At 59.8% G+C, this 12,939-nt stretch carries 18 protein-coding genes; 12 read left to right on the top strand and 6 right to left on the bottom strand.

The window, feature by feature from the left end; translation table 11 throughout:
- Nucleotides 1–5 precede the first annotated feature (5 nt).
- Nucleotides 6–1,301 carry a tRNA uridine-5-carboxymethylaminomethyl(34) synthesis GTPase MnmE gene (gene mnmE / locus B7Y43_RS07440; RefSeq protein ID WP_374130993.1) on the bottom strand — a complete coding sequence of 432 codons (1,296 nt, stop codon included), beginning with the start codon at nt 1,299–1,301 and terminating at the stop codon, nt 6–8.
- Between the two features lie 4 nt (nt 1,302–1,305).
- Nucleotides 1,306–1,539, bottom strand: coding sequence for a DUF6489 family protein (locus B7Y43_RS07435; RefSeq protein ID WP_374130992.1), 234 nt, complete (start codon nt 1,537–1,539; stop codon nt 1,306–1,308).
- Between the two features lie 29 nt (nt 1,540–1,568).
- On the opposite strand from B7Y43_RS07435, the gene B7Y43_RS07430 reads away from it, so the two are divergent.
- Nucleotides 1,569–2,081 carry a methylated-DNA--[protein]-cysteine S-methyltransferase gene (locus B7Y43_RS07430; protein ID WP_374130991.1) on the top strand — a complete coding sequence of 171 codons (513 nt, stop codon included), beginning with the start codon at nt 1,569–1,571 and terminating at the stop codon, nt 2,079–2,081.
- Here the strand turns inward: B7Y43_RS07430 and B7Y43_RS07425 are convergent.
- The 4 genes from B7Y43_RS07425 to hemE all read right to left on the bottom strand — a co-directional run bounded on the left by B7Y43_RS07425 (nt 2,078) and on the right by hemE (nt 5,707).
- A complete protein-coding gene (locus B7Y43_RS07425; protein ID WP_374130990.1) occupies nt 2,078–2,773 on the bottom strand; it encodes a YjbE family putative metal transport protein in 696 nt (231 codons plus the stop codon). The genes B7Y43_RS07430 and B7Y43_RS07425 overlap by 4 nt on opposite strands.
- A gap of 18 nt (nt 2,774–2,791) precedes the next feature.
- Nucleotides 2,792–4,048: a transcription termination factor Rho gene (gene rho / locus B7Y43_RS07420; protein ID WP_374130989.1), complete on the bottom strand. Its 1,257-nt coding sequence runs from the start codon at nt 4,046–4,048 to the stop codon at nt 2,792–2,794.
- A gap of 154 nt (nt 4,049–4,202) precedes the next feature.
- Nucleotides 4,203–4,658 carry a CopD family protein gene (locus B7Y43_RS07415; RefSeq protein ID WP_374130988.1) on the bottom strand — a complete coding sequence of 152 codons (456 nt, stop codon included), beginning with the start codon at nt 4,656–4,658 and terminating at the stop codon, nt 4,203–4,205.
- A complete protein-coding gene (gene hemE / locus B7Y43_RS07410) occupies nt 4,655–5,707 on the bottom strand; it encodes a uroporphyrinogen decarboxylase (RefSeq protein ID WP_374130987.1) in 1,053 nt (350 codons plus the stop codon). The genes B7Y43_RS07415 and hemE overlap by 4 nt, the downstream gene beginning before the upstream one ends.
- 278 nt (nt 5,708–5,985) lie before the next feature.
- Here hemE and B7Y43_RS07405 point away from each other — a divergent pair, with 278 nt between their 5' ends.
- The 11 genes from B7Y43_RS07405 (at nt 5,986) to B7Y43_RS07355 (ending at nt 12,926) form a co-directional block, all read left to right on the top strand.
- A complete protein-coding gene (locus tag B7Y43_RS07405; protein ID WP_374131095.1) occupies nt 5,986–6,801 on the top strand; it encodes a pyruvate, water dikinase regulatory protein in 816 nt (271 codons plus the stop codon).
- 38 nt (nt 6,802–6,839) lie between these two features.
- The gene (locus tag B7Y43_RS07400) at nt 6,840–7,394 is read left to right on the top strand and encodes a nucleoside triphosphate pyrophosphatase (RefSeq protein ID WP_374131094.1); all 555 of its coding nucleotides are present in this window, start codon (nt 6,840–6,842) and stop codon (nt 7,392–7,394) included.
- Nucleotides 7,391–8,200 carry a shikimate dehydrogenase gene (locus B7Y43_RS07395; RefSeq protein ID WP_374130986.1) on the top strand — a complete coding sequence of 270 codons (810 nt, stop codon included), beginning with the start codon at nt 7,391–7,393 and terminating at the stop codon, nt 8,198–8,200. The genes B7Y43_RS07400 and B7Y43_RS07395 overlap by 4 nt, the downstream gene beginning before the upstream one ends.
- A complete protein-coding gene (gene coaE / locus B7Y43_RS07390; RefSeq protein ID WP_374130985.1) occupies nt 8,197–8,790 on the top strand; it encodes a dephospho-CoA kinase in 594 nt (197 codons plus the stop codon). The genes B7Y43_RS07395 and coaE overlap by 4 nt, the downstream gene beginning before the upstream one ends.
- A gap of 8 nt (nt 8,791–8,798) precedes the next feature.
- Nucleotides 8,799–9,488, top strand: a complete 690-nt coding sequence (gene dnaQ / locus B7Y43_RS07385) for a DNA polymerase III subunit epsilon (RefSeq protein WP_374130984.1) — start codon at nt 8,799–8,801, stop codon at nt 9,486–9,488.
- A gap of 52 nt (nt 9,489–9,540) precedes the next feature.
- The gene (gene hpf, locus B7Y43_RS07380) at nt 9,541–10,158 is read left to right on the top strand and encodes an HPF/RaiA family ribosome-associated protein (protein WP_374130983.1); all 618 of its coding nucleotides are present in this window, start codon (nt 9,541–9,543) and stop codon (nt 10,156–10,158) included.
- 89 nt (nt 10,159–10,247) lie between these two features.
- On the top strand, nt 10,248–10,715 hold the full coding sequence (locus B7Y43_RS07375; RefSeq protein WP_374131093.1) for a PTS sugar transporter subunit IIA: 468 nt from the start codon (nt 10,248–10,250) through the stop codon (nt 10,713–10,715).
- Nucleotides 10,705–11,175 (top strand): PaaI family thioesterase, encoded by a 471-nt coding sequence (locus B7Y43_RS07370; RefSeq protein ID WP_374130982.1) that lies wholly within the window; start codon nt 10,705–10,707, stop codon nt 11,173–11,175. The genes B7Y43_RS07375 and B7Y43_RS07370 overlap by 11 nt, the downstream gene beginning before the upstream one ends.
- Nucleotides 11,172–11,525 (top strand): DUF1491 family protein, encoded by a 354-nt coding sequence (locus tag B7Y43_RS07365; RefSeq protein ID WP_374130981.1) that lies wholly within the window; start codon nt 11,172–11,174, stop codon nt 11,523–11,525. Before B7Y43_RS07370 ends, B7Y43_RS07365 begins: the two co-directional genes overlap by 4 nt.
- A gap of 158 nt (nt 11,526–11,683) precedes the next feature.
- Nucleotides 11,684–12,367 carry a cell wall hydrolase gene (locus tag B7Y43_RS07360; protein ID WP_374130980.1) on the top strand — a complete coding sequence of 228 codons (684 nt, stop codon included), beginning with the start codon at nt 11,684–11,686 and terminating at the stop codon, nt 12,365–12,367.
- Nucleotides 12,368–12,428: 61 nt separating this feature from the next.
- The gene (locus B7Y43_RS07355; RefSeq protein ID WP_374130979.1) at nt 12,429–12,926 is read left to right on the top strand and encodes an MmcB family DNA repair protein; all 498 of its coding nucleotides are present in this window, start codon (nt 12,429–12,431) and stop codon (nt 12,924–12,926) included.
- The last annotated feature ends 13 nt before the right edge of the window (nt 12,927–12,939 follow it).

The following is a 12,939-nucleotide window of genomic DNA, read 5'->3' as shown; positions in this document are numbered from 1 at the left end:
AAACATCACTTGCCGATGCAGAATCGCCCGAACAGCGCATCAAGCATCGCTTCAACATGGGTAGCGCCGGTAATCTGGTCGAGCGCCAACCGCGCACGGCGAAGCTGCTCAGCGATGATGAGCAAGTCGTCCGCCCTTGCTGCCTGGACAAGCGCCTCATGGCAATCGCAGCACAGCAATCGCTGTCGCTGATTCAGCGCGATCTGATCCTCGCGCGGCAACAGCTTCACGGCAGCGTCGGCAATGGCCGCCCACAAAGCCGCTATACCATCTCTATTATGCGCCGATATCGCAAGGCGGCCCGGTGGCGGCAGTGGGCGCTCATCAGCGCGTGGCCAAAGCCATAGAGTTGGGCAAACCCCGCCGACAGGAGGCGAGTCATCGCCAAGCCAAACCAGAATATCCGCTGACGCCATCGCTTCACGGGCGCGCTCAATCCCAATCGCCTCAATAGGATCGTCGGTCGCCGCCGCGAGCCCGGCCGTGTCAGTCAGCACATAGGCAATGCCATCCCGGATGATGGCAGCCTCAATCCGGTCGCGCGTCGTGCCGGCAATCGACGACACTATTGCGGCCTCACGCCCAACCAGCACATTCAACAGCGTTGATTTGCCACTGTTCGGCGGCCCTGCCAGCACGAGCCGGACTCCGTCGCGCAGCCGCTCAACGGGCGGGACAGCGAGAATCGATGCCAGATCCCCGGCCAACGCACTCACCAATTCGCGGATCGCATCGATCGGCGTCTCATCGACATCATCCTCATCAGAGAAATCCAATATCGATTCGACCTGCGCCGAAATCATCACCAGTCGCGATGACCAGCCCGTGACGGCGCGGCTCACCACGCCCTCAACAGCCGCCATCGCCGCCCGTCGCTGGCCCTCGGTTTCCGCCGTCAGCAAATCGCCCAGTCCTTCGGCGCCCGCCAGATCGATTCGCCCCGCGATCAGGGCGCGCCGCGTAAATTCTCCAGCGACAGCGGGCCGCAGCCCCTCCACCCCCTGCAGCGCATCAGCAACCGCTGCTATCACGGCGCGGCCGCCATGGAGGTGGAACTCAACCATATCCTCACCCGTCGCGCTCGCCGGACCAGGAAAGGCAATGACAATGGCGCGATCGAGCAACAACCCGCTCAGCGGATGGCGCAAGCTGCGCAGCGCCGCCTGCCGCGCGGGCGGCAACACTCCCGCGATCAACGAGCCCGCTGCCAGTGCCTCAGGGCCACTGATCCGCATGATCGCAATCGCTGCCGGCGGTGCGCCGCTTGCGACGGCAAAGATCGTGGACATATCATCCGTCATCGGCTCAGCCCTTGGGCTTGGTCGACCCATCGAACAATTGGCGCCAGAAATTCATCCCCGCCTCACCCATCGGCGCCCAGCTCCGCATCATCGATTCGAGCATTTCCGGCTTGATATGGCCGTCCATCGAATCGGTCAGCGCGGTGATATATTTTTCATGCACCGGCGAAAAATCCGGCAGCCCCATCAGGCGGCGAGCTTCTTCTGGCGTGCATTCGACTTCAACGTTGATTTTCATGGCCTGTCCAACTTTGCTTGAGCAACGCTGTGCTGCTCGGCATAACGCATGACATGTATGCGCTTGATCACGCCAGTATCGCAACGCCGATCGGCACAGTTCAGGTGGCAGCGCTTGGCGACGCAATCGCCTCCATCACTATTGAGACCGGCCAGCCCGTTTCACGTGGAACGTCAGATGCGGTGCGCCGCGCCGCGATCCAGATTGAACAATGGTTCGTTGGCGAGCGCGACGAATTCGATCTGCCCTTGGTGCCGCTGGACAGCGACCGCGGCACGGCGCTGCGGCACGGGATCATGATGATCGGCTATGGTGATATCATGAGCTATGGTGCGCTTGCACAAAAAATTGGTTCCGGCCCGCGTGCGGTCGGCCAGGCCTGCGCGCGCAATCCCTTGCCAATCATTGTGCCGTGCCACCGCGTCGTCAATGCCAGTGGTGCACTGGGGGCTTATTCGGGTGGCGGCGGATCGGTCACCAAACAATGGCTGTTGGCGCATGAGCAACGCCATCGTAGTCAACCGAGCGATCGTCTGCTTTAAAGAACCGCCCGCATCATCGGCTCAACATCGAACCAGCCTTCATAAATCATTCGACCAGCGACATAGACGATGACCAACAGGCCAATCCAGGCGATCCAACGATAACGCTCGATATATTTGGCAATAATGTTGGCGGCGATTCCCATCAGCGCGACAGACAAGATGAGTCCAACCACCATGATGCCAGGATGCGCGCGCGCGGCCCCCGCAACCGCCAGCACATTATCAAGGCTCATCGACACATCGGCGGCAGCCACCGCCCAGGCGGCGGCAAGAAAACTCTTCGGTGGGCGGATCCCGCCCAGTTCATCCTGCGCATCGTGCTTATGATGTGGCCGGAGCTCGCGATACATTTTCCAGGCGACCCACAGCAGCAGCAGGCCACCCCCGAACACCAGGCCATAATGCTTGAAGCTCTCAAGCCCATAGAGCACCGCGACCGCGAAGATAATGCGCAGCACCAGGGCCGCGAAAATACCGATCGCGATAACTTGTTTGCGCTGCGCTGCCGGCAGTCCCGCGGCTAAGGCGCCGACGATGATGGCATTGTCGCCTGCCAAGGCAACGTCGAGCAGAACGACGGTGCCAAAAGCAGCGAGCGCGGACGCCGAGCCGAAATTAGCAAAATCAGCAAGGATGTGCGTCCACAGATACTGCAACGACATCGGTTCAACAGCAAGCAGCGCCAACATCGCCAATACCCCGATTGATTACTGATTCATTGAATCGAAGAAATCTTCATTGGTCTTCGAATCTTTCATCTTGTCGAGCAGGAATTCCATCGCATCGATCGTCCCCATCTGCATCAGGATCCGACGCAACACCCACATCTTGGACAATTTGCCCTTATCGACCAACAGCTCTTCCTTACGCGTGCCCGATTTACCGACATCGAGCGCCGGGAAGATCCGCTTGTCAGCCACCTTGCGATCAAGCACGATTTCCGAATTGCCGGTGCCCTTAAACTCTTCAAAGATCACTTCGTCCATCCGGCTGCCGGTATCGATCAGCGCGGTGGCGATGATCGATAGCGACCCGCCTTCCTCAATATTACGCGCGGCACCGAAAAAGCGCTTCGGCCGCTGCAACGCATTGGCATCAACACCACCGGTCAGCACTTTCCCCGATGACGGCACCACGGTGTTGTAAGCACGGCCCAATCGCGTGATCGAATCGAGCAGGATGACGACATCCTTTTTATGCTCCACCAGCCGCTTGGCTTTTTCAATAACCATTTCCGCGACTTGGACATGGCGTGAGGCTGGCTCATCAAAGGTCGAAGAAATCACTTCGCCCTTTACGCTGCGCTGCATGTCGGTCACTTCCTCGGGCCGCTCGTCTATCAGCAGCACGATCAGGAACACTTCAGGGTGGTTATCCGTAATCGCCTTGGCAATGTTCTGCAGCAAGACCGTTTTACCGACGCGGGGGGGCGCAACGATCAACGCGCGCTGCCCCTTACCCTGCGGGCTGATAATGTCGATAACCCGCGCCGACTTGTCCTTGATCGTTGGATCCTGGGGATCAAGCGTCAGCTTCTCATCGGGATAAAGCGGGGTGAGATTGTCGAAATTGACGCGGTGGCGAACCGCATCGGGATCATCAAAATTGACCGAGGTCAGCCGAACCAGGGCAAAATAACGCTCGCCGTCCTTGGGCCCGCGAATTTCACCCTCGACCGTATCGCCCGTACGCAGACCGAATTTGCGCACCTGATTGGGTGAGATATAGATATCATCCGGTCCGGCCAGGTAATTGGCCTCCGGGCTCCGCAAAAAGCCAAAACCATCGGGAAGGACTTCAATCGTCCCCAGCCCCATGATTTGTTCGCCATTCTCCGCCTGAATTTTCAGAATGGCGAACATCAAATCCTGCTTGCGCAGCGTCGATGCACTCTCGATGCCCAGCGATTCGGCCATCTCGACCAGCTCGGCCGGTTTCTTCTTTTTCAGGTCTGCAAGATGCATGGCGAGCGTTCCGGTCGTAACGGTTTGGGGAGGAGCGTCAGTCTGCGAAACGAAAACGCGACGATGCTGGGAGGAAGGGCCGACGCACGGCACGAAACCGCGCGTGGTGACTGATGGCGGGGTAAGCGCCACCGTCGCTCAAGTCAAGTCAGCTTCAAAAAGGCTGGACGATGGCCAGCACCACAATGATCGCCGCAGCCACGCCGGGTACTTCGTTCAACAAACGCAGCTGTCGACCGGTAAGCGCCTGTTTTCCTGCAGCAAGTTTTTTCGAATAGCCAGTGATATAGCCGTGATACCCCGTCAGGCCGAGCACCAGCAACAGTTTGGTATGCAACCAACCAAGCCCAGTCACGCCACTAAACAGGCCAAGCTGCGCGGCCAAAGCCAAACCGAGCACCCAGACGATCAGCATCGCCGGCGTCAAAATGATCGAGCGCAATTTCTGTTCGCGCTCAACCCAAAGGGCGGCCTCGGCAGAGCCGGGCGCCGCTTCCTGATGATAGACCAGAAATCGCGGCAGCATGAACAGCCCCGCCATCCAAAAAATCACGAAAACAAGATGGGCTGCCTTCACCCATAAATAGGCATTACCAAGCCAGCCGATCATGCTTTCGGTCCCCTCACGCGCGCCAGCAACTGATCGACATGGGCGATCGGCGTATCCTGCAAAATGCCGTGGCCAAGGTTGAAGACATGGGGCCGCTCGGGAAAGGCGGCAAGCACCCGATCAATGGCGATCTCGAGCGTTTCACCGCCGGTGATCAACGCCAGCGGATCAAGATTACCCTGCACCGGCATGCCAGCGGGAATAGTGTCATTGGCCCAGACCGGATCAAGCGTCTCATCAAGGCCAAGCGCATCAACCCCCGTCTCCCGCGCATAGGCCGCAAGTTTTGCGCCTGCGCCCTTGGGGAAGCCAATCACGGGCGTATCGGGATAGCGGGCATGCAGTGCCGCTGTAATCGCGGCATTTGGGGCAATCACCCAGCGTTCAAACTGTGCAGGCGACAAACTGCCGGACCAGCTGTCAAAAAGCTGGATCGCTTCGACGCCTGCCTCAATCTGTCGGCCGACATAGTCAACCGTCAGCGCGGCGATGGCATCGATAATCTCGCCAAAGGCCTGGGGATCACGATAGGCAAAACGCCGGGTTTCAGCTTGATCCTTGCTGCCATGGCCAGCGACCATATAGGTCGCAACCGTCCAGGGGCTGCCCGCAAAGCCGAGAAACGTCGTCTGGGGATCAAGCATCGCTGCAACTTTGCGCACGGTCGCATAGACGGGATCCAGCCGCTCAGGGACAGCTTGCAGCGCCGCCAGAGCGGTATCGATCAGCGGGGGTGCGAGTGCAGGCCCTTCGCCAGCCCCGAAACTGAGATGCTGTCCCATTGCCGATGGAACCATCAAGATATCCGAAAACAGGATCGCCCCATCAAAACCAAAGCGCCGGAGCGGCTGAATGGTGACCTCTGCAGCGGCATCACTATCGTTGACAAGATCCAGAAATCCGCCTTTTTCTGCCCGCAACGCGCGATATTCGGGCAAATAGCGACCGGCCTGACGCATCAACCAGATCGGCGGTATCGGCTGGCGTTCCCCGCGTAACGTTGCCAGCAATGGCTTTTGATCAGACAGCGTCTCTCTCCCGTTCTTCATAAAGAAAGAATCTATAAAAGGATGTTGATGTGATGGCACCGTTGATAGCGGGGCTTATGGCGCAATCCCGATAATGCCAACAGGCGCGTGCCGCCAATCAGCGTAAATACCCTTATACGGGAAGAGATCATGCACCATATCCACAGCATGTGGATCGATTGCCAGCCTGTCGATAGTTTTGTGGAGCAATCGGCGGTGATCCACAGCCGCGCTGGCGCTTGGCGCTGGCAGCGGGTTGCGCTAGCATTTTTACCTATGTTTTCCACAGACTCCCCCCGCTGATGCGGCTTCATGTCCATTTGCTGTCAGATTCGACCGGCGAAACGCTGGAGAATATCGCCAAGGCAGCGCTTGCCCAATATGACGATGTCGAAACGATCCGCCATTTCTGGCCGATGGTGCGCAGCGAAGCGCATCTTGAACGCATCATTCAGGAAATTGCCCAAAATCCGGGGCTAGTGCTGTTTACGCTGGTCAATTTGCAAACGCGGCGCACGCTGGAAACCAAATGTCGCGCGCTTGGCCTATCGGCGGTGGCGCCACTGGATACGGTCACCGATGCCTTGTCGGGGTTGCTCGGCCAACAAGCCAAGGCGCGCCCGGGCCGCCAGCATATGCTTGATGCGGCCTATTTCGCGCGGGTCGAGGCGATTCAATATACCATTGCGCATGACGATGGCGTGGGGTCGGAAGAATGGGAGGAGGCCGACATCGTCCTGGCTGGCGTGTCACGATCATCCAAAACGCCAACCGCCATCTATCTCGCCAATCGCGGCTATAAGACCGCCAATATCCCGATTGTGGTTGAAGTACCCCCGCCCCCCGCCTTGTTTACGCTTAAAAACCCATTGGTTGTCGGGCTTACCACCAGCGCTGATCGCTTGATTCAGGTGCGCCGCAACCGGCTTTTGTCGCTCAATCAGGCGCCGGAAACGAGCTATGTCGATCCCGAAGCCGTCACGCATGAAGTCACCTTTGCGCGCCGGATGTTTGCCGACAATGGGTGGCCAGTGATCGACGTCACCCGCCGGTCGATTGAGGAAACAGCGGCTGCGATCATCGCCTTGGTCAATGATCGGATCTCAAACGAGTGACCCTCATTCTTGCATCACAAAGCAGCTCACGCCGCGCCATGCTTGATGCAGCGGGCGTCGATTATACGGCCCTGCCCGCGCATATTGATGAGGAATCGACCAAAGCAGCGCTGCAGGCTGCAGGCAGTCCCGCGCGCGACATTGCGGATGCCCTTGCTGAATTAAAGGCGCTGAAGATCTCGCAGGCCAATCCTAATGCATTGGTGCTGGGGAGCGATTCACTCATGGTGCTGGCCAATGGCAGGATTCTCGACAAGCCCGTCAGTCGCGACCAGGCGGCAGAGCATCTAATCGCGATGTCCGCCGGCACGCATCAATTGATCAGTGCTGCGGTGATCGCCGAACAAGGTCGGGCGGTATGGCGCATCGTCGAAGCAGCGCGCCTGACCGTCCGATCATTGTCGCCCGCGACGATCAATGCCTATCTTGATCACGAATGGCCGGCGATTGCCGGGTGCGTCGGTTGTTTTCGGATTGAGGGGCTTGGCGTGCAGTTGTTCGATCGGATTGAGGGCAACCACTTCACGATTCTGGGCATGCCGTTAGTCCCCGTTCTGGGATATCTGCGGCTGCGGGGGGCATTGCCGCTATGACTCAGCCCTATGCAGAGGTGATCGGCGATCCGATTGGTCATTCCAAATCACCGATCATTCACGGTTTTTGGCTGAAGGCGCTAGGGCATGATGCGGCTTATCGCGCCTGCCACGTCTTGCCCGACGGCCTTGCTGACTATTTCGCGACGCGTCGATCCGATCCGGCCTGGCGCGGGTGCAACATTACCGTGCCGCATAAGATCGCCGCGCTGGATCATGTCGCCGATCCAGGCAATATCCGCTCGACCATCGGCGCGATCAACACCGTTGCCCGCGACGAACAAGGCATATGCTTTGGCACCAACACCGATGCTGCCGGCTTTTATGCGCCGATTGCTGAGGTCGACCTGACCGGGGCGCCCATCGTGGTGATCGGCGCTGGCGGTGCGGCGCGCGCGGTGCTGTTTGCGCTGTCGCGGCTGGGCGTCGGTCCGGTCACGGTTTTGAATCGAAATGTGCTCAAAGCTGCCGCATTGCTGGCGCGGTTCGGGCTGAAGGGGGCAGCATTGCCGCTCGATAGCGCGCTGCCGCCTGCGAACTTGGTGGTCAATGCCAGCACATTGGGCATGGTCGGCCAGCCGCCACTCGTCATCGATCTTGATCCGCTGCCAGAGGATGCCATCATTTATGATCTGGTTTATGCGCCGCTTGAGACGCCGCTGTTGAAAGCCGCGCGCGCACGCGGCCTCGATAGCGTTGATGGGCTGGAGATGTTGATCAGCCAGGCGGCCTTGGCGTTCGAGATCCTGTTCGGAATCGAACCACCGCGCGATGAGGATGAATCGCTACGGGCACTGCTTACATGATCACCATCGGGCTCACCGGATCGATCGGGATGGGCAAATCGACGGTAGCGGCGATGTTCGCTGATCAGGGCGTGCCGGTTTTCGATGCCGATGCCGCGGTGCACCGGCTGCAGGGGCCGGGCGGTGCGCTGATTCCGGCTATTGAAGCGGCTTTTCCCGGCACAACCGGCCCCGATGGGGTTGATCGAGCGCGGTTGGGCGCGGCTGTTTTTGGCAACGATGCGGCCATGCAGCGGCTGGAGGCGATCGTGCATCCCGCCGTTGGCGCGGAACGCGCAGCGTTTCTGGAGGCGAATGCGGTCGCGCCATTGGTCGTTTTCGATATTCCGCTGCTGTTCGAAACGGGCGGTGAGCAGCGCGTGGACAAGATCGTCGTGGTATCGGCGGCGCACGACGTACAGCGCGATCGCGTGCTCGCTCGACCAGGGCAGTCGCCGGATCGTTTCGCGGCTATATTGGCGCGCCAGACACCCGATTCCGAAAAGCGTGCCCGCGCCGATTTCGTGATCGCCACTGATGTGCCGATTGAGGAAACGCGATCAGCCGTCGATGCGGTCATCGCTTGCCTGTTGCGCTCAAGGGGTGAATAACATCGCTTATGCGCGAGATTGTCTTTGATACCGAGACGACCGGCCTCAGTTTTTCCAATGGCGATCGGCTGGTTGAAATTGGGTGTGTCGAACTGTTCAACCGCGTGGAGACTGGCCAGACCTACCACGCCTATTTTCACCCCGAACGGCCAATGGCACCAGAGGCTCAGGCGATCCACGGGCTGAGCGACGCCTTTCTCGCCGATAAGCCGCTGTTCGCCGAAAACTGCGATGACTTGCTGGAATTTCTGGGGGACAGCCCCTTGGTGGCCCATAATGCCAGCTTTGATTTCGGCTTTTTGAACGGCGAACTAAAGCGGTGTGGTCGGCAGATGCTGTCGCTCAGCCGGATGATCGATACCGTGGCGATGGCACGCACCCGCCATCCCGGTGCAAAACATTCACTCGATGCGCTGTGCACGCGCTTTGGAATCGATCGCAGCCACCGTGTCTTGCACGGTGCCTTGCTCGACGCCCAGTTGCTCGCCCAAGTCTATGTTGAATTGACCGGTGGCCGCCAGATCGGGCTGACTTTGGTATCGGAGATGGTCGAACACGCCGCGTCGCCCGTTGATGCATCGCGCAGCGTCGTCCGGCCCCAGCGCATCTTTGCGGCCAGCACTGAAGAGGCAGCCCGACACAGCCAATTCCTGGAAGGCGTGAACAATCCCCTATGGGGGCCGTTGGAAACACGGTGACGATTATTGACGGGCTGTCGGTTCCCCGCTGCCCTAATTGAGGAGGAAAGACATGGACATCCGCGTTTCCGGCCATCAGGTCGATACAGGCGACGCGCTGCGGCAACGTGTCGAGGATCGGCTTCAGGGGATAGCGGAGAAATATTTTGCCCGGGCGATTTCCGCCCATGTCACCCTTGGGCGCGGGCCGCATGACAATGGCTTTACCTGCGACATTGTAGCGCATGTGATGCAGGGCTTGGTGCTGAAAGGGCGCGGCGATGCAATGGAGGCGCATCTCGCCTTTGACGGCGCGGCCGACAAGATTGAAAAGCAACTGCGCCGCTATATGCGCCGGTTGAAGGATCGCCATAGTGCCCAGGTCGTCAATGGCCCTGAACCCGTCAATGGCGCTGACATGGGGGGTGGCCGTGACAGGATTGGCGACAATGCGGGCTATACGCTTTTCCGTGAAAGCGACGCCGAAGCTGAGGTGCAGGATTTCCCCGTTATCGTCGCCGAAATGCGGGTTGATGTTCCTGATGCCAGCGTGTCGGACGCGGTGATGATGCTTGATCTGCGCAACACCACCGCCTTGTTGTTTCGCAATAGCGGCACAGGCGCCTATAACATGGTCTATCGGCGAGGTGATGGCACGATCGGCTGGGTTGAACCGCAACGCGGCAGCTGACGCTTTCGCTGATGCCCAAACAGGGCTATGCGGCCCGGTCTTCGCATCGTGCGCCCTTGGCGCCGCCGGTGCTCTGACCTGGAACCATGATGATCAATTTCACTGATTTGCTGCTGCCCGCTACGGTGCTCAACCAGGTTGCCGCCGCCAATAAAAAGGCGTTGCTGCACCATATTGGCCAGGCAGCAGCGCACTCCTATAGCCTTGATGCCAAGGCGATTGTCAGCGCGCTGGCGGATCGGGAGCGGATTGGGTCGACCGGTTTTGGTGGCGGCGTTGCGATTCCGCACGGCAAGCTCGATGGCTTGACGCGGGTGGTTGGTGTCTTTGCCCGCCTGGCGCAGCCGATTGATTTCCAGGCGATTGACGATTTGCCCGTGGATATTGTGTTTGCGCTGCTGTCGCCGCCTGATGCGGGGGCCGATCATCTCAAATCGCTGGCACGGGTGTCGCGGCGGCTGCGTGATCGTGGTTTTGTTGCCAAATTGCGCGGGGCCGGTTCGCCTGACGCGCTTTATGCGCTCTGGACCGGGGACGAAGGCCGTGATGCCGCCTGACCCGCGGCCCCTAGCCGAGGGTGCCCAGGCGCATTTTCGGGCGCTCGAATCGCTCTATGACGCCGCGCCCATCAACCGGCTGTTCGATTCGCACCTGACGATCCCGGAAACCGGCATCGCGCGAATCGAATTCATGCTTGATTCGCGCTATTATCACGCCGGCGGCGCGGCGCATGGCACCAGCTATTTCAAAATGCTCGATGATGCCGCCTTTTACGCGGCAAATAGTTTGGTCACGGATCGTTTCCTGCTGACAACGGCCTTCAACCTGCTGTTCACCCGTCCGCTGACCAAGGGCATGGTTACGGCCGAAGGGCGCTGGATCAGCGGCCAGCGCAGGGTGCTGATTGCCGACGCCCGGCTGATCGATTCTGCCGGTGAGGAGGTCGCGCGGGGCACGGGCACCTTCATGCGCTCGCGCATTCCGCTCGCCAGCTTGCCCGGCTACCGGCCGGCATGAGCGATCGGTTGCCGAGCGCCACCGTGGTTGGGGCGCTTTTACGGCGGGTAAACGATGCGGGCGGGCTGGCAATGGTGCTTGCCAAGGGCGATCAGCAGGCCGGTGCTATCCTGGTGGTCACCTGCAATAAAGGCACACAATTCAATATTTTAGAGCGGACCATGGGTCCAACCGGCACGGTGCGCCTGATGCCCGTGGGGGTCGCCGGGGCGGAAGGATCGACCGATGATTCCCAGGCGATTGGCGCGTATTGGCAACGACGCCGCGCCCGCGACCCTGATCTATGGGTGATCGAACTGGATATCCCGGATGCAGAACGGTTCGCCGCTGAAACGATCGGGCTGGGTTGACTATTTTGCGCTGCACAATGAAAGCGCAGCACTTCGAAATCAGCGTTGTGCTGTGCAGATGTGCGATATCTGTCGGTGACGCAGTCGGGGGGTAAGCCCGGGATGGTGCCATCGTTGGCGATCATCGCCGCGCGCCAACCGCATAATCAGCAGTTTCAATGAAGTTTTCTATTCGTGCCGCGATCGCCATTGCGGTTTTCTGTGCCGCCAGCCTGGCTGGATCGGGCAGCCCGGGTTTCGCAATTGAACCCGGCAAATCGGTTACGCTGACCTCATTGTCGGCGAACGATCAATCTACCCCCCTCAACGTACCGCTTTTGACTCTGGTTCCATCGCCCGCCGCGCAGGACACTGCGCCGGCCGACAATGGCCAGCAGCCGATGCTTGACAGCGACGCTGCCAATGAGGCTGTCACTGAAACGCCATCCTATGCGTCGCTTGCTGCGGCGATCGAGGCGCAGTCGCTCCCGGCCAAGGTCGATGAAGATCTCGCCTGCCTGGCAGGGACGATCTACTTCGAAGCCAAGGGCGAACCGCTGGCCGGGCAGCTTGCGGTCGCTCAAGTGGTGATGAACCGCAGCGTCTCGGGTCGTTTCCCCAGTTCGATCTGCTCGGTGGTCAAGCAGCCGGGCCAATTTTCGTTCATGCGCGGTGGTCGGATGCCCGACATTGCGCGCGACAATGCCCATTATCGTCGCGCGCTTGCTGTCGCCAAGGTCGCGCTCGACAAGGCCTGGGCCAGCCCGGCTGGCAATGCGCTTTACTTCCATGCCCGCCGCGTATCGCCAGGCTGGCGGTTGACTCGGGTCGCTGCCATCGGCGGTCATATCTTTTATCGCTAAGCGGCACGCAGCAGGGGCAAATGCCCTTTTGCTTGTTCGTGTAATGTTCTAGGGGCGGGGGATGGTTGATCAACTATCCCCCGCTTCCCCGCATGAATCGCTGGCGGTCGCGCTCTGCGCTGCTGATGTCGCCCGCGGCGTAACCCGCTTGCTGCTCAGACATGATTTGGTGGCGATTAGCGAAGTCGCGCTGGATGGCGGACGCCGTGCCGATCTGATGGCGATTGATGCCCGTGGCGGGATCGTCATTGTCGAAATCAAGACATCACGCGCTGATTTGCTGGGCGACGGCAAATGGGGTGATTATCTGGCGCATTGTGATCGCTATTTTTGGGCCGTGCCCACCGGTTTTGATGTCACCCCGCTTGCAGGCCCGGCCTTTCTGCCCGAACGCACCGGGGTTATCGTTGCCGATCGTTATGATGCTGTGATTGTGCGCGAGGCGTTTACGACGCCGTTGACGGCCTCAGCCCGCAAGCGCGAAACGCTTGCCTTTGCGCGCCGCGCGGGTCGGCGGCTGATCGCGACGATGGATCCTGACGCTGACAGCCTCAACTGACCAATGGGGTCGG

The sequence above is a fragment of the Sphingomonas sp. 28-62-20 genome (genome assembly GCF_002281505.1).
The sequence above is the reverse complement of the archived record's forward strand: the minus strand, read 5'-3'. Positions and strand labels throughout refer to the sequence as shown.

Excerpts from the sequence above, each read along its gene's own strand:
- B7Y43_RS07360 (WP_374130980.1), top strand. The coding sequence starts at position 11,684 with ATGAAGTTTTCTATTCGTGCCGCGATCGCCATTGCGGTTTTCTGTGCC.
- B7Y43_RS07365 (WP_374130981.1), top strand. The coding sequence starts at position 11,172 with ATGAGCGATCGGTTGCCGAGCGCCACCGTGGTTGGGGCGCTTTTACGG.
- rho (WP_374130989.1), bottom strand. The coding sequence starts at position 4,048 with ATGCATCTTGCAGACCTGAAAAAGAAGAAACCGGCCGAGCTGGTCGAG.
- B7Y43_RS07370 (WP_374130982.1), top strand. The coding sequence starts at position 10,705 with ATGCCGCCTGACCCGCGGCCCCTAGCCGAGGGTGCCCAGGCGCATTTT.
- coaE (WP_374130985.1), top strand. The coding sequence starts at position 8,197 with ATGATCACCATCGGGCTCACCGGATCGATCGGGATGGGCAAATCGACG.
- mnmE (WP_374130993.1), bottom strand. The coding sequence starts at position 1,301 with ATGACGGATGATATGTCCACGATCTTTGCCGTCGCAAGCGGCGCACCG.
- hemE (WP_374130987.1), bottom strand. The coding sequence starts at position 5,707 with ATGAAGAACGGGAGAGAGACGCTGTCTGATCAAAAGCCATTGCTGGCA.
- B7Y43_RS07355 (WP_374130979.1), top strand. The coding sequence starts at position 12,429 with ATGGTTGATCAACTATCCCCCGCTTCCCCGCATGAATCGCTGGCGGTC.
- B7Y43_RS07400 (WP_374131094.1), top strand. The coding sequence starts at position 6,840 with ATGCTTGATGCAGCGGGCGTCGATTATACGGCCCTGCCCGCGCATATT.
- hpf (WP_374130983.1), top strand. The coding sequence starts at position 9,541 with ATGGACATCCGCGTTTCCGGCCATCAGGTCGATACAGGCGACGCGCTG.
- B7Y43_RS07415 (WP_374130988.1), bottom strand. The coding sequence starts at position 4,658 with ATGATCGGCTGGCTTGGTAATGCCTATTTATGGGTGAAGGCAGCCCAT.
- dnaQ (WP_374130984.1), top strand. The coding sequence starts at position 8,799 with ATGCGCGAGATTGTCTTTGATACCGAGACGACCGGCCTCAGTTTTTCC.
- B7Y43_RS07435 (WP_374130992.1), bottom strand. The coding sequence starts at position 1,539 with ATGAAAATCAACGTTGAAGTCGAATGCACGCCAGAAGAAGCTCGCCGC.
- B7Y43_RS07375 (WP_374131093.1), top strand. The coding sequence starts at position 10,248 with ATGATCAATTTCACTGATTTGCTGCTGCCCGCTACGGTGCTCAACCAG.
- B7Y43_RS07425 (WP_374130990.1), bottom strand. The coding sequence starts at position 2,773 with ATGTTGGCGCTGCTTGCTGTTGAACCGATGTCGTTGCAGTATCTGTGG.
- B7Y43_RS07395 (WP_374130986.1), top strand. The coding sequence starts at position 7,391 with ATGACTCAGCCCTATGCAGAGGTGATCGGCGATCCGATTGGTCATTCC.